Origin of the sequence: Cytobacillus gottheilii, from assembly GCF_001636345.1 — a bacterium.
Lineage (GTDB): Bacteria > Bacillota > Bacilli > Bacillales > Cytobacillaceae > Cytobacillus > Cytobacillus gottheilii.
In genome coordinates, this window is sequence record NZ_KV440945.1 from 2,947,793 (window position 1) to 2,961,493 (window position 13,701).

A 13,701-nucleotide genomic window follows, 5' to 3' on the forward strand; every position below is an offset into this window, starting at 1 on the left:
TGAGTATGCGGTTTCTTATATTCGTTAAACCCGATCTATATGTAAAAAAGAAGCCTTCTGTCTCTCAAAGAGTCAAAAGGCTTCTTTCTTACTTTTCTTCTAAGGCCATTAAATACTCAATTGCATCATCAAAAGTATCTACAGGCACAATTTTCATTTTAGTATCAATATCATCTGCTGCAGCGGAAGCTTCTATGTAATTGGAATTTTCCGCATTGTTTTCCTTTGGAGCAAAAAAGATTTCTGCACCCGCCTTATCAGCTGCCACTACTTTTTGTTCAATTCCGCCAATGCGCCCGATTGTACCGTCACTGCTCATCGTACCAGTACCAGCAATCTCATATCCTCTTGTTAAGTCTTCCTCGACCAATTGATTGTAAATCTCTAAGGAAAACATAAAACCAGCTGAAGGTCCTCCGATATCTGAACTATCTACAGTTACTTTTGGTTCTACTTTTATTTCTTTGTCATCAACGAGCGATATGCCAACGCCAGGTTTCTTTGTTTGCGGCAGAAGATCAACTGTTAATGCTGCATCTTCTGTTCTGCCATTTCGTTCATATGTAAGCATAATTTCGTCACCTTCCTCTTTTGAGGCAACAAGATCAATAAATTGCTGTGACGATTCAAATTCTGTACCATCAACAGCATATATGCGGTCAGCTGGCTCTAAAATGCCGTCTGCTGGCATATCCGGCAATACATTTAATACATAAACTCCTCTGTAATTAAACTCAACCGGCAAACTGGCTTTTTTATAGGCTACTTCAATTGCTGACAATTTTGATGAGTCCATTAAATATAATTGACGGACATTATACTCTTCATCTGTTTCGTCTTCAGCACGGATGTCTTCAACAGGATGAAGCTCCTGATACTTGCTCATTTTCGCAATGAGGTAGGCATAAATATTTGCTTTGCCCATTCTGACTGTTGTCAGCATAAAACTTCCTTCTTCTTCATAGCCGTTCTCAACCTCAATGATAGGCTCTAACTCTTTTGCCATACCCGGTTTGGATACATAATAAGGAAGATGGTAAAAGGAACTTAGCATGATTATGATTGCAACGATTATAAAGGAGCGAGTATAAAAGCGTTTATTCATTCTTGTGCAGGCTCCTTCCAATTAGAAATATAATTTTTTATTTCAATGACTTGCTTAAGCATTTCTTCCTCGCCAATTTTAATAATTTCTTCAATATTTGTAAAAGCTTTTGCACTAAACATTTCAACCCTAGGCTTGATCATAAAGTCAGAGGCAATCTCACGATGCATAACCAGTTCCATTTGTAAGATATCCAAGCTTTGCATTATGACATCATAAATGGATGTGATTTCCGTATTCACTTTCACATGTGAAACATCTACGGCTATGACAATATCAGCACCCATTTCTTTTACAACAGACACCGGTACACGATCAACGACCCCACCATCAACAAGCATACGCCCATTCACTTTTTCAGGTACAAAGATCCCTGGTATTGAAATACTTGCGCGAACAGCTTCTGCCACTGGACCTTCCTGAAAAACGACCTTTTCACCTGTAAGCAGGTCTGCCGCAACAACCCTAATCGGGATATTTAATTCCTCTAAACGCTTATTATGTGTAAAAATCCGAATAAGCTCTTTTACTCTTTTCCCTGAAATAAACCCCATTTTTGGAACGGTAAAATCAAGATAATACTTTCTCTTAAATCCTTTAGAGAATTTGTATAGCTTTGTCAGCTCTAATCCAGAAGCATAAAAACAGCCAACCATTGCCCCCATGCTGCTTCCAGCTATCATATCAACCTGTATGCCTTCATCCTCTAACACTTTCAAAACACCTAAATGAGCAAAGCCTCTCGCTCCGCCAGATCCAAGTGCCAGACCAATTTTTGGACGACTCAAAGGATTCCCTCCTTCAGTTACCATGCTTGTATATTCTTATGGTCTATTTTTCATATGTATGAGTATATTGATTAATATGGTAACTAGAAAAGCGGAAGACGGCTTGCTCAGGGACAAGCATAAGCAAGGCATTTAGGTATTAAGGTTAGGCACTTATTATTTTACACATTATTTTATCATTAAATGAAATGTGTTGCACAGTATGTTCACTTAAGTAAGGGAGGATCTGCACTTGTTTCGTTCAAAATTAAAAACCATTGTTCTTGCACTTTCTGTAACGATGATGGCAGTTTCGCTCATCTCATTTCCGCAGGAATCAGTAGATGCTTCCATAAGAGGATTAGATATGTGGTGGGAAATTGTTTTTCCTTCACTTCTTCCTTTTTTTATTGTTTCTGAAATGCTGATTGGATTTGGTGTTGTCAAATTTATCGGGGTTATGCTTGAACCGCTTATGCGCCCATTATTTCGTGTTCCTGGAGTCGGAGGCTTTGCCTGGGCAATGGGAATGGCCTCGGGATTTCCAGCTGGAGCAAAACTATCTGCCAGACTTCGCCAAGAGGGTCAATTAACAAGAATAGAGGCAGAAAGACTCGTCTCCTTTACAAACTGTTCGAATCCCCTTTTTATTTTTGGTGCTGTTTCTGTTGGTTTTTTTGGAAATGCTAAGCTGGGTGTCATTTTAGCTCTCGCCCATTATCTTGGGAATTTCACTGTAGGTATACTGATGAGATTTCACGGTCACAAAGAAAATAAGAAATACAAAGAGAAACAAAAAGCTCCATCAATCCGAAAGGCTTTATCTGCCTTACATAAAACAAGAATAAATGACAATCGTCCACTTGGTAAATTATTAGGAGACGCAGTGATGTCATCCATCCAGACTTTATTAATGATTGGCGGATTCATTATATTATTCTCGGTAATCAATAAAATGCTCTTCCATGTTGGCATAACAGCATTTTTAGCTAAAGGGATTGAAATGATGCTAACCATGCTGCATTTTCCAGTCGAACTTAGTCTTCCGCTGATCTCTGGCCTTTTTGAAATCACTTTTGGCAGCCAAATGGCGAGCCAGGTAGATGAGTCAACATTAATGCATCAAGCAGTTATTGTCAGCCTTGTTCTTGGCTTTAGCGGTTTTAGCGTCCAGGCTCAAGTGGCAAGCATACTTGCTCAAACAGACATTCGTTTCAAGCCATTCTTCTTTGCGAGAATTCTTCATAGCTGTTTTGCTGCTTTTTACGCTTACCTTCTATGGAATCCAATCTATGTTCGCTTTTACAGCAACGAGCCAACCTCTAATGCCGTCCCGGTTTTCAATTTTGGTGATGGATTAATGTCTCAAAAAATACTTAATTCCTTAGCAGAGATTGGTCCATTAATAACGATTTTTGCCTTAATGCTGTATACAATTATTCTTGCCAAAAGAACGCTGGCAAAATAAATAAGCCTCCCAATATGGGGGCTTATTCTTTTGAAGCAAACTTTTCTTTCAGTGCTGATTCCACACTGGCTGGAACAAGCTCTGAGACATTGCCATTATACTTAGCGACCTCTTTGACAATACTTGAGCTTAAAAAAGAGTATTGATTGTTCGTCATCACAAAAAATGTTTCGATTGCATCATCTAAGACTCTATTCATAGAAGTGATTTGCATTTCATATTCGAAATCGGAAACCGCGCGCAATCCTCGGATAATCGCACTTGCTTTCACGCTTTTAGCATAGTCGACAAGCAGTCCCTGAAAGGAATCTACCTTTACATTCGGAATATCACTTGTCACTTTTTTAATTAATTCGATTCTCTCTTCTACTGAAAACAATGGGTTTTTAGAAGAGTTATTTAATACGACCACATGCAGCTGGTCAAATACCTTAGCACCTCTTTTTATAATATCCAGGTGTCCATATGTAATGGGATCAAAACTTCCTGGACAAACCGCTACCTTCATCAATATACCCCCAATATGTACACACTTTATGTGCCAACTATGGAAAACAAATCATGTAAACTTGTTATAGGAACGAAATAAGGAGAAACAAACAGTACTAGCCTCGCCTCAATTCCTGAATTACCTTTTATAGATTGAAATCGATATCATTCCATAGTTTTCGTGCTTATATTGCACAAAGCTGCCAATCTGTTCCGGTAAATGAACATCCGAACCATGCTCGCAAATGATCGTGCCATCTTCGGCAAGCAATGCTTCTCTATCAATCAGTTCAATCAGCTTGACCAGCTGCTGCTTCTTGTATGGCGGATCTAAGAATATATAATCAAATACAAGCTCTCTTTTTATAATTGCCTTTAAAGCTCTTTCAGCGTCATTGCGATAAACTTCACTTTGTTCTGTAAATCCGCTGGATGAAAGATTATCATGAATGGTTTGTATTGCCATCCGGTCCCGGTCTACAAAAATAACTTTGTCCACACCTCTGCTGATTGCCTCAATCCCAAGTCCCCCGCTGCCGGCAAATAAATCAAGGCAAAGTCCTCCTTCAAAATATGGACCAATCATATTAAACAATGCTTCTTTCACTTTATCAGTTGTCGGCCGGGTTGTATTCCCTGGGACAGGCTTTAAGCTTCTCCCTTTCTGCGAACCAGAAACAACTCTCATATCATCACCACTGCTACCATTATTGATTTTTTTTCTTCCCTATCCTACCATATTTGCCGATCGCAATCCAACCAATATTTTGAAATCGTTATCATTCCTCGTAGTTTCGTTATTATTTTTTATTCTGATGTGTATATTGAACTTTATTGTGGAAATACTGTTATTAACAGCATCTATTCGATGATGCTGTTGCCAACCGCGGAGAAGACTTACGTTTCCCCATAAGTTCTTCCTCCGGTTTCTCCTCTCCCTTTGCCTTCTATCCTTTAAGGATATAGAAGGACCCTGCAGAAGTCTGCAGGGTTTTCTTTTTATTTATTGCACTATTAAAAATGAAATGACTACTGAGCAGCTTTGATTGATATTTCAGAAGCACTTTCATCTATTTGTATATTAAATATTGAATCTAACCACTGCTTCTCCATATAAATACTTCCGTACATAGCTGTTAATGGATTTTGCAATAAGCCATAATTATCTTCATTTAATATAAATATGTTTTTGTTTAAATAAAAACGATAGCTTTGTTCTTTATTTTGGATTAAAACGGTCTCTTGATCAGGTAAATATTGAACGTTGTATCCAAAATACTCCATCGTTTCCTTTAGTGGAAACAATCTTCTTGTTCCTTCATAGATGACTTTGTTATCTTTTTCTTCCCCATTGACGATTAATTTGCGGTCGTCATAATAAAATAACGGAATAAAATCATCACTCTTGCTATTGAGAGTATAGAAGCTTGTCCGAAAGCCCATTATTTTTGTTAATGCCTGATCAAGTTTTTCTGTTGTCAATGCATCCGGCTCATTATGAACAGATGAGAAAAAGAGATCGAGCTCATTTTCCGTCATTTTTTCATTCATTTCTGTTAAAACAGCTTTCCCTCTCGCTGTTTGTGCTTCTTTCCCCAGTGAATAAGCAATAAACACATCTGCAAGCCAGTTTTCTTTAAGCTCCAAGGAAGCAAATTTATGCTCAAAATAATGAGTTAACAGCTTAAGCTGCAAAGCCTCGTCAGTGATGCTCTTATTCACAATGATGAAGGAATCCTCCTCAAACTCCTTATGCTGATCTGTTACAACAATCGAATGCCGTTTAAAATCATTAAGTTCACTAATCACTTTAAAGGAAGATGGCTCAAAAATTGAGGAATCAGCATAATAATTGAAGCCTGCTTTTGTTTCAAAGTAGTTCAAAGGTGCTGCCTGCCAATATAATGCAGTAGCATCCCCGCTTCCTGCAAAGGAAAAGAAATCAATATATTCTTTCTCAATGTGACCCTGCAGCGGTAAACCCGACATCCACGAACCTGCCCTGTTTACGGATTCAGTCACTTCCATTCTTGTTTCAGAAAGGACTATATCCGCTAGGCTGACAGTCCATTGATCTACTAATAAGGAACTGCCTCTTTTCCCAACCGGAATGGTATAAGAAAAATTTAATTCGCCATTCTCACTGGTATAAAAGTATGGCTGCTCTCCTTCAGCCTTACATGGATTTCCATCTGTATTTGTACATTGAAAATTAAACAGCTTTTGAGGGACCACTGCTTCATATATCTCTCCCTCTGTTAATCCGCTGATGGTTTGTTGAACCGATAATTCATTGCCTTTCGTATACACTGATAATTCCTGTTTTATATTGGATGATTCAGAACTGTCTGGGTCTTTTTGTTCAGAGAATGCTTCCCATTGCCAGAAAAGCATACCGCTAATAGATGCCGACAGTATTAGAAATATCAATAGAAATGCTCTCCACATCGTCATTCTCCTTTAAAAATTCATGCTGATTATCCTTGAAGCCTTTACATGACTCTGTCTAAAGAGTGCTATCACAACAATTTTCTACAAAAGATCCTTTTTATAAAGTGTATCAAAAACAGGGACATACGTCACAAGAAATTTATCGTTTTTTAAATAAATTAATCCGTTTGGCACAATCTGATTTTTTAGGTAAACTTGTATAGGGAAAATTGATTATATACTTTAAAATAATAAAAGTGGAATACAACGAGAGAGTAATGGAGGAATAATCATGATACAACGTTTTATTGAGCTTGGCGAAGGATATTCTGACCTTTATGAACTTCTTGAAATTGCTGAAGTTAATAAACATCGTTTAGCTAAATTGATGGCATTTCATACAAATGTGAACCATAAAGAGGTAACCTCGCTTGCTGTTATATTAAACCCTGCTGCAGAGGGGAAATTTCAGCCGCTGTATATTTGCCTGGAAGGCATACCAAATCCAAACATGAAAGCAAATAAACGCTATGACCTTTTTAAAGAGAAAGCAGAGGAACTTGGACAAACCATTTTTGAATTAAAAGTAAAATCATCCGCAGAATTTGCGGAGAAAGAATTATTTTATCAATATTTGATCGGTATCCTCCGTTTAAATCACTACATTCCACCGCTTCAATAAAATCCTGCAAGAAAAAAGAGCACCAACATGAGAGGGCGGGATTAATTCCCGCCTTTTCACATTAAATGCCCATCTTATAATCATATTCTTTTGCTTTATCCGGCTTTGAGTTTTCAAACTCCATTTTTAAAAATGGTTTATATGAGGGTTCGGCATTTTTTACAAACGAATATGCATTTAGCTTATTAATTAAAGCTTCTGTTTCATCCATGTCACAGTATAAAACAACGTATTTGAGCCTTTTTGACACAAAGTGGACATTCCCAAATCTTCTTAACATTTTGGCTTGTTTAAGTGAATAAAGCCAAACAATAATCCCTTGCCTTTGACCTAGCATATATTTCCCTCACAATGACATTATTTTCTATAGTCTAGCATAAAAAACTTTTATTGTTCAATTTGTTATAGAAAAGAAAGTAAAAAAACAAGAGAAGCAGCAATGCTTCTCCCAATTAATGCATCTATTTTATGCTGAACAGCCGCAGCTGCCGCCAGATCCACAGCCTCCGCCACAGCTGCTGGAAGAAAAATATGGACTTCCTGTTGGTACTTTCACGCTTTGTGAGACTGACTTTCCAATCAGCATGCCGATTTCATCCAGCAAGTTCTGCAGCTGATTTTCGGCTAAACGAAACTGTGCGACATTCTCATCCATATCCATGTCCCGTTTAACTTCACGGATCGTCATCATCACTCTTTTGTATTCAGGATGATATTTCCCGAAACGCTGTACTTCTTCGTACAGTTCTTTCAGTTCTACAAAGGCAGCTATTTTCCGCTGGCTTTCTTTACTGTTTTTCATGATATTTAAACGTGTACGGTATTCCTCTGCAGCTTCTGATTGGATAACCATTAGAGAGAGTTCATCCGAAGCATCTAATATTTCCAATGTTTCTAAAGTAGCAAGCATCTTTAGCTCACCTCCAATCCATATTTTATCATGAAAAAAAGGAAAGCTAAAGTGTTCAGGATTGAATTCGTACAGTAAATTCTTTTTTCAGTTCCTCATGATAAGTTGTATTATCATTTTTTAATACGTTCAGTTGAATAGTATGAGTACCTGCAGGCAGGTTTTTAATGATAAATGCAGCGGATGTGATGTCCTTTTGTTTGCGACCATCTACAAATAACCCGATCTTGGCCCTATTTTTTCCGCTATCCGCCCGAAATGAAACACCTGGGATAATGCACTCAACATACACATTCATTCCCTTCACTTGGTGTCTGACAAAGAATTGGGGAGCAGTCTCCATATTAGCAGCCTGGACAGATCGTCCATCCTCTCCACCCTCAAATATATGTAGAGGCTCAACAACAAGTTTCGTTTCAGGCTCTGGTATTTCATTACCGCATGCGGATAATAATACGGTATAAACAAGTATTAAACAAAGCTGTCGTATGATTCTCATTTACGCTTCACTCCTTTGTGCCTTATTCTTTACAGGAGTGAGGGATTTTACTCTTTCTATTCAAAAAAGCTCCCTTAAATCTAATGTTAAAAGCAGTGATAATCATGTGCTCAGAAACTTGTCTAAACACTTGAAGCAAATTGCTGATTAAAATACAGGCTAAAAACATAGTCTCCTTGCTGAGAAGACTATGTTTGAGAGTTCATTGCCTGAAACATGCCCATCATCATTGAAGCCATCTGTACACCATTATTAAATTTTTCAACATGATGTGGAATGGTTTTTCGATGGTAATGCAAAGCAGCAATTTCAAATGCCTGCAAATCCATTGGATTTCTCGATAGTTTTCGATACCAATGAGGCTGTTCACGAATGAAATTTCTTAATTCCTGATTTTGTTCAATATATTCAATTACTTCTTTTCTCACTCCAGCCACACTCCTTAATCTTTTCGAAAGCCAAATGGATTTGGCGGAGGATTATTACTTGTTCCGGATGACTTCCCGTCCGTTCCCCCTCCTTGGAAGTTCCCAATAACACCTTGAATTGCAGCTAATGCCTGACTAATATTTTGTACATAAACCTGCATTTGATTGGCATCCATTTTTTTCAGAGATCCCAAAAGAGTTGCCATAAAATCCATTTTCTTATCATCGTTTGTATCTTCTTGCTTTTCGTTCTCCTGTTCTGAATTCCACCTAGTGTCTTCTTCACCAAGCAGATACCAGTCTTCATATAATTCCTGCCATGTATGCTTTCCAGATCGAACATCCTTTACAAGTTCCGGGTGTTCTTTAACAAATAACTTAAACTTCTCTACAGAAGGATGAAGTTTTTTTTCCGCCATTTTTCTCACCTCATTCTGTTACAAATGCCTATAATACGATATGTATCCAATAAAAATATGTGAATGCATTGCTGTTTCTTTTTAAAGGTACTGATTTCATAAATGTATTACTGTTCATTTCGTTTCGATAGAGCATAAAAAAGACAATTCTGCCAGAAGAATATCTTCCAGCAGAATCGTCTTACTCTTGCCACTTTTCAATGAAGTTTTGTGTATAGTGTTTTTCGTATACTCCCACTCCCAGGTGAGTGAACTTATCGTTTAATAGACTTTCCCTGTGCCCTTTGCTGTTTAGCCAGCCTTCTACGACTGCAGGTGCATCAATATAATTTGCCGCTATATTTTCCCCTGCAGATAAGTATGTAACCTCTCCGGCTTCCAAGCGATCAGATAATTCTCCATACCTCTCTGATGTATGTGAGAAAACCTCCGTTTCAAACATATCGATACTATGACCAAGTGCCACAGCGGCAGTTTGATCGTCCCATTCTAAAGGTTCCATACCATGACGGACACGTATAACATTAGTGATGTCTAAAATTTGAAGCTCTTTCCCTCTATTTACTTGATCATTGTCCTCTGCCTCTGTTCCTGCCTCAAGTAATTCTCCTCTGTAAACCATTTCGTATGGTCTTAATTTAAGAAGTGTTTCTGTATTTACAAATCTCACACTTGATAATGTACCGGTAAATTTATCTATATACAGCAGAGCGAACACATCACCAAGCCGAATAATTGGCCGTGTATTCAGATCTTCTTCTGATAATTCAAAACGATAAGAGCTGTTATCATATTCGATGTTGACATTTGTATCTGCAAAAACGGAAGCATATAATTCAGAGGCAGCCTGACCAATTTTGAAAGGTTCAACATCTGTTTCGCTGCCAGTAGCAAAAACAGTAACTGCCTGCTCATCCTCCATGCCTACCTGCATATAATTATGATCATTTATTGCATAAATCCACCATTCATAATCGTATAGTGAAGGATCAACTCTTTGCGGTTCACCGTATAATTCAATAAGTTCTTGCTCGGATTTCCCAATTAAGGCAGCTAACCCTGTTTCCGGCATTTCAATCCCAGAATTGGTTTCATCAGAATCTACTAATGCCTGTTTTTTCTCAGGTTCAGTATTTTCTTCCTGTATCAGGATCTCTTGTTCTTCACCTGTTGAATCAAAGTAAAGCCAAATAAGTAAAAATGCAGCTATAAGTGCTAGAATTCTAACTAAATTTCGCAAATTTCATCCTCCCTTCTATCATTTTCTCTATCATTATATGTTTGTCCTTTAAAAATAGTATAACATCAAATAAATTCTTTAAAAATGTTATAAATATTTCCCCTTTTTCAGTACAGGACTATTTTTATTGGACATTTCCATTAAGAATGCTCTTTAAAACTTGAATAAGATAAAATTTTTATAAGGGTTTAGCTAGATCCCATTTGAATTAATGGTACCACAAAATTGTTGAAGGATTAGGTTTTCTCATTCATTGACGTTGCAACTTCTGCTTTTTTCTACTATTATTAAGTTTGAGATAATTTTGTAGGAATGACGCATTTTTCCTTGCTATTATGCACGGAACGATTGTAGGAGGGGAATCGATATGAAGTTTGAAAACATTGGATTAGATAAACTAAAAGCAGACTTAAATCGGCTGGACGAGGTTATGCTTTCATACGGTTTAGTCCGTGAAGGCCAGTGGGATTACGAAAGAGTTACATACGATCGCAAATTTGAATTAAAAGATGGTGTTTATTATTTGCGCGTTTTCGGATATGCTGCTGAAGGAGATGTAGGCGCTCACAAAGCCCTTATCCAGATTATGACACCGCTTTTAGGCAAGCATTATTATCCGCATGGCGTTGAATATGGTGAGGGAGAAACTTTTCCTAAAAGCCTTGTCAGCCAATGTGAAAAAATCCTTACAGATATTAAAAATGAAGTTGAGAAATTTGCACAGGCTTAACTCTTTACATGTGTCGCACTTTTGAGTGATACAAACAAAATAAACCAGACGACTAAGCAGTGCGTCTGGTTTTTTATTGCTTTTTTTCATGCATATATCTTTTTATCGCTATATCCACCTTTTCTACATTCACACCTGTAAAATCCCTTATCTCCTCGGCAATCTTTTCTTGAAGCACCGGCAACTTTTGTATAACAGATGGTGTATTGACCACCGTAATATTTATTTTAATTTGTACTTTTTCCTTATCAGGATATGAAATATTTAGAGCTTCTCCAATCGGTGACGGAAAAATGTTTGTAAATTGCATGCGTTTATACATTTCTACATGCTCGAAATCATCAATATTTGCTTCAACTATTGTATTTATGATTCCTTCTGCAATAGCGTTCCGTTTTTTCAGCAGCCCTTCTTTTTCGCTCAACTCCCATCATCTCCTTCTTTACTATTTAGCTTTCTATAAATAATTCAAAAAATCATCAAAAGGTGACGGTTATAGTGTATAAATGATGATGATGTACTAATTACCATTTTTATTCTTTCATGCTTTACCTGCAAACTCTCCCTCTAATAGAGGAGATCTTTTAGTCCGCTTGCAGCGTTTTTCGACACAATAGAAAAAACCCGAACGATTAGGCAGAAGAATAAAGAAAATTCTTTCTCCCAATAGTCGGGCTGATCTTGTTTGTAATTGTACTATACAGTGAATAAGCTGTTTTTGTAACTTGATTAAAATCCTAAAATTGCCTTAATAACAGAAGTTGTCTCCCCGCCATGATAAAATACATAAAGCAGTAAATAGACAGCTACACCAGTAATGGCAGTGAAAAACCAAACTATACTCGTAATGGGACCAAGCTTTCGATGGCGGGCCAGTTTATTTTTATAGCCGGTATATAAACTGATAATCCCCAGAACTGCACCAATTGTGGCTAACGTAATATGAAAGATAAGAAAGATGGTATAGTAAATTTTAATATCATCTGGACCGCCAAAAGCTGTATTTCCAATAAAGATTGTTCTGCTTGCATAAATAATAAAGAATATAACCGCAAAAAGCCCGGCTAAAAACATTGATTTTTTATGAGCTTCCAGTTTTCTTTTGCTAATTTGAACCCAGCCTATTGCAACCATGATGGCACTGAGAACTATAAACGTTGTACTGATTGTCGGTAAAATCGGCAATGAAAATTCCATAGTAACTTCCTCTCTGGCTATATATGTATACATAAAGCAATAACTAACAGACACATTGCTCATTCTATTAAAATATAGCGCACTTTTCAACAGTGATATAGTCTTTTTGGATAAAATTCAGTAATTGTTCATATTATTACTAGAAAATGTGATTTTGTTAACTGATATCTTTATCATAACCACAATTAAGAACCATCAGCAAAACGGAAGGAAAAGCACACATAATAGAGTATAAAAAAATAAAACTGCCCTATAAACTAAGGCAGTTCTACTTCATGCTCTTACTCAATCGGCTGTGGATTTAAGAGCTTTTCAGTATGCGGGTCTGTTTCCTCTTGTTCTTTCTTGTACCAGCTGAAGAATACTAAGGCAAGTACATACCCATATACAATTTCCTGAATGATTTTCATTATAACTCCGCCAAGCTGCTGATCATGGACAAGAGACATGGAACTAAACATCTCTGGGCCGCTTAAATCTAAACTGCTTAATAGAGCAGGTGATACACATAGAGCGAGTGCCTGTCCCCATGCTGCAGGGTCAGAGTACGTAGCATACATCGGTGTATCAGCAAAGATAATTAACGCACATGCAGGTGTCAGCAGGACACCATCTGCAAAAATATAACCGACCTTTTTAAGTCCGCTCAGTTTTTCCTGCTCTGGAAGCGGATTAATTAGCGGCCACCACATAATAATCGAAACGATAAACAAAATGGCTGTGTAGCCTTCATGCAGCCAGAAATTAATTTTTATCGTATCGAAAATGAGAGGGATATGATAAAAGGAAAATAAACCATTGAATAAAATCAAAGCTACGATTGGTTTTGTAAAGAAATTAAAAGGTTTGCCAAAAAATTTCTTGGCTAGCAGTGCTCTCCAGACCCATTTAGGAATACCTAATATGAAAAAGATTGGAGTAATTAAGTAAAGCACAGCCATCTGAATCATATGAGCATAAAACATTAAATGCCCCATTAAGTCTAAAGGAGAACCTTTAATGATATACAGCAAAATGATACCTGTTGTAAAATAGGCGGCTTCTTTTCTGGTTAGAGGCTCACTGGTTGAAAATTTGCTGCGGAACTTTGTCATCAGAAGGAAATAGATCCCTAATACGACCAGCAGCATAACAAACAATGACGGACTCCACAGTGCATTAAAGCCAAAAATATCTAAACTCATTTGTATTCACCTCTGTTCAGATTCTATTATAGTATATTATTTCACCGCGCTCAACTCGAGGTTTAAGCAAATAATAGAAAAAATAGAAGGAGATTCACCATGATAGTAATCGATCTTTTCATAAGCATAAAAAGAAAATCGGCTAATAGCCGA

The 13,701-nt window shown here is 37.3% G+C and carries 17 protein-coding genes; 3 read left to right on the forward strand and 14 right to left on the reverse strand.

Annotated features, from left to right (window positions below; genetic code table 11):
- Positions 1-88: 88 nt before the first annotated feature.
- Together A6754_RS14245 and A6754_RS14250 are read right to left on the reverse strand one after the other, a co-directional pair.
- Positions 89-1,105 carry a SepM family pheromone-processing serine protease gene (locus tag A6754_RS14245; RefSeq protein ID WP_066446924.1) on the reverse strand — a complete coding sequence of 339 codons (1,017 nt, stop codon included), beginning with the start codon at positions 1,103-1,105 and terminating at the stop codon, positions 89-91.
- A complete protein-coding gene (locus tag A6754_RS14250) occupies positions 1,102-1,893 on the reverse strand; it encodes a patatin-like phospholipase family protein (protein WP_066446929.1) in 792 nt (263 codons plus the stop codon). Before A6754_RS14250 ends, A6754_RS14245 begins: the two co-directional genes overlap by 4 nt.
- Before the next feature lie 232 nt (positions 1,894-2,125).
- On the opposite strand from A6754_RS14250, the gene spoVV reads away from it, so the two are divergent.
- The gene (gene spoVV / locus A6754_RS14255) at positions 2,126-3,340 is read left to right on the forward strand and encodes a dipicolinic acid transporter SpoVV (RefSeq protein WP_066446932.1); all 1,215 of its coding nucleotides are present in this window, start codon (positions 2,126-2,128) and stop codon (positions 3,338-3,340) included.
- 22 nt (positions 3,341-3,362) lie between these two features.
- Here the strand turns inward: spoVV and coaD are convergent, their stop codons facing one another.
- From coaD to A6754_RS14270, 3 genes are all read right to left on the reverse strand, one after another.
- Entirely contained in the window at positions 3,363-3,851 is a 489-nt protein-coding gene (gene coaD / locus A6754_RS14260; protein WP_156495803.1) for a pantetheine-phosphate adenylyltransferase, read from the reverse strand.
- A gap of 117 nt (positions 3,852-3,968) precedes the next feature.
- A complete protein-coding gene (gene rsmD / locus A6754_RS14265; protein ID WP_066446939.1) occupies positions 3,969-4,517 on the reverse strand; it encodes a 16S rRNA (guanine(966)-N(2))-methyltransferase RsmD in 549 nt (182 codons plus the stop codon).
- A gap of 341 nt (positions 4,518-4,858) precedes the next feature.
- Positions 4,859-6,277, reverse strand: a complete 1,419-nt coding sequence (locus tag A6754_RS14270) for a stalk domain-containing protein (protein WP_066446940.1) — start codon at positions 6,275-6,277, stop codon at positions 4,859-4,861.
- Positions 6,278-6,551: 274 nt separating this feature from the next.
- Here A6754_RS14270 and A6754_RS14275 point away from each other — a divergent pair, with 274 nt between their 5' ends.
- The gene (locus A6754_RS14275; RefSeq protein WP_066446941.1) at positions 6,552-6,941 is read left to right on the forward strand and encodes a DUF7147 family protein; all 390 of its coding nucleotides are present in this window, start codon (positions 6,552-6,554) and stop codon (positions 6,939-6,941) included.
- A 61-nt stretch (positions 6,942-7,002) separates the two neighbouring features.
- Here A6754_RS14275 and A6754_RS14280 read toward each other — a convergent pair whose 3' ends face one another.
- The 6 genes from A6754_RS14280 to A6754_RS14305 form a co-directional block, all read right to left on the reverse strand.
- Entirely contained in the window at positions 7,003-7,278 is a 276-nt protein-coding gene (locus A6754_RS14280) for a YlbG family protein (RefSeq protein ID WP_066446944.1), read from the reverse strand.
- 129 nt (positions 7,279-7,407) lie between these two features.
- Positions 7,408-7,851, reverse strand: a complete 444-nt coding sequence (locus tag A6754_RS14285; protein WP_066446945.1) for a YlbF/YmcA family competence regulator — start codon at positions 7,849-7,851, stop codon at positions 7,408-7,410.
- Positions 7,852-7,906: 55 nt separating this feature from the next.
- Entirely contained in the window at positions 7,907-8,350 is a 444-nt protein-coding gene (locus tag A6754_RS14290; RefSeq protein ID WP_066446948.1) for a hypothetical protein, read from the reverse strand.
- Between the two features lie 188 nt (positions 8,351-8,538).
- Entirely contained in the window at positions 8,539-8,778 is a 240-nt protein-coding gene (locus tag A6754_RS14295; RefSeq protein WP_066446952.1) for a YlbE-like family protein, read from the reverse strand.
- 14 nt (positions 8,779-8,792) lie between these two features.
- Entirely contained in the window at positions 8,793-9,197 is a 405-nt protein-coding gene (locus A6754_RS14300) for a YlbD family protein (RefSeq protein ID WP_066446955.1), read from the reverse strand.
- Between the two features lie 181 nt (positions 9,198-9,378).
- On the reverse strand, positions 9,379-10,437 hold the full coding sequence (locus tag A6754_RS14305) for a CAP domain-containing protein (protein WP_066446958.1): 1,059 nt from the start codon (positions 10,435-10,437) through the stop codon (positions 9,379-9,381).
- A gap of 367 nt (positions 10,438-10,804) precedes the next feature.
- On the opposite strand from A6754_RS14305, the gene A6754_RS14310 reads away from it, so the two are divergent.
- A complete protein-coding gene (locus tag A6754_RS14310) occupies positions 10,805-11,167 on the forward strand; it encodes a YugN family protein (protein ID WP_066446960.1) in 363 nt (120 codons plus the stop codon).
- A gap of 73 nt (positions 11,168-11,240) precedes the next feature.
- Here A6754_RS14310 and A6754_RS14315 read toward each other — a convergent pair whose 3' ends face one another.
- The 3 genes from A6754_RS14315 to ctaG form a co-directional block, all read right to left on the reverse strand.
- Complete coding sequence (locus tag A6754_RS14315; protein WP_066446962.1) at positions 11,241-11,591, reverse strand: Asp23/Gls24 family envelope stress response protein; 351 nt, start codon at positions 11,589-11,591, stop codon at positions 11,241-11,243.
- A gap of 305 nt (positions 11,592-11,896) precedes the next feature.
- Entirely contained in the window at positions 11,897-12,364 is a 468-nt protein-coding gene (locus A6754_RS14320) for a DUF420 domain-containing protein (protein WP_066446967.1), read from the reverse strand.
- A gap of 281 nt (positions 12,365-12,645) precedes the next feature.
- Positions 12,646-13,548 (reverse strand): cytochrome c oxidase assembly factor CtaG, encoded by a 903-nt coding sequence (gene ctaG / locus A6754_RS14325; protein ID WP_066446974.1) that lies wholly within the window; start codon positions 13,546-13,548, stop codon positions 12,646-12,648.
- Positions 13,549-13,701 lie beyond the last annotated feature (153 nt).

Excerpts from the sequence above, each read along its gene's own strand:
- ctaG (WP_066446974.1), bottom strand. The coding sequence starts at position 13,548 with ATGAGTTTAGATATTTTTGGCTTTAATGCACTGTGGAGTCCGTCATTG.
- A6754_RS14270 (WP_066446940.1), bottom strand. The coding sequence starts at position 6,277 with ATGTGGAGAGCATTTCTATTGATATTTCTAATACTGTCGGCATCTATT.
- A6754_RS14310 (WP_066446960.1), top strand. The coding sequence starts at position 10,805 with ATGAAGTTTGAAAACATTGGATTAGATAAACTAAAAGCAGACTTAAAT.
- A6754_RS14300 (WP_066446955.1), bottom strand. The coding sequence starts at position 9,197 with ATGGCGGAAAAAAAACTTCATCCTTCTGTAGAGAAGTTTAAGTTATTT.
- A6754_RS14285 (WP_066446945.1), bottom strand. The coding sequence starts at position 7,851 with ATGCTTGCTACTTTAGAAACATTGGAAATATTAGATGCTTCGGATGAA.
- A6754_RS14320 (WP_066446967.1), bottom strand. The coding sequence starts at position 12,364 with ATGGAATTTTCATTGCCGATTTTACCGACAATCAGTACAACGTTTATA.
- rsmD (WP_066446939.1), bottom strand. The coding sequence starts at position 4,517 with ATGAGAGTTGTTTCTGGTTCGCAGAAAGGGAGAAGCTTAAAGCCTGTC.
- A6754_RS14275 (WP_066446941.1), top strand. The coding sequence starts at position 6,552 with ATGATACAACGTTTTATTGAGCTTGGCGAAGGATATTCTGACCTTTAT.
- A6754_RS14245 (WP_066446924.1), bottom strand. The coding sequence starts at position 1,105 with ATGAATAAACGCTTTTATACTCGCTCCTTTATAATCGTTGCAATCATA.
- A6754_RS14290 (WP_066446948.1), bottom strand. The coding sequence starts at position 8,350 with ATGAGAATCATACGACAGCTTTGTTTAATACTTGTTTATACCGTATTA.
- A6754_RS14280 (WP_066446944.1), bottom strand. The coding sequence starts at position 7,278 with ATGCTAGGTCAAAGGCAAGGGATTATTGTTTGGCTTTATTCACTTAAA.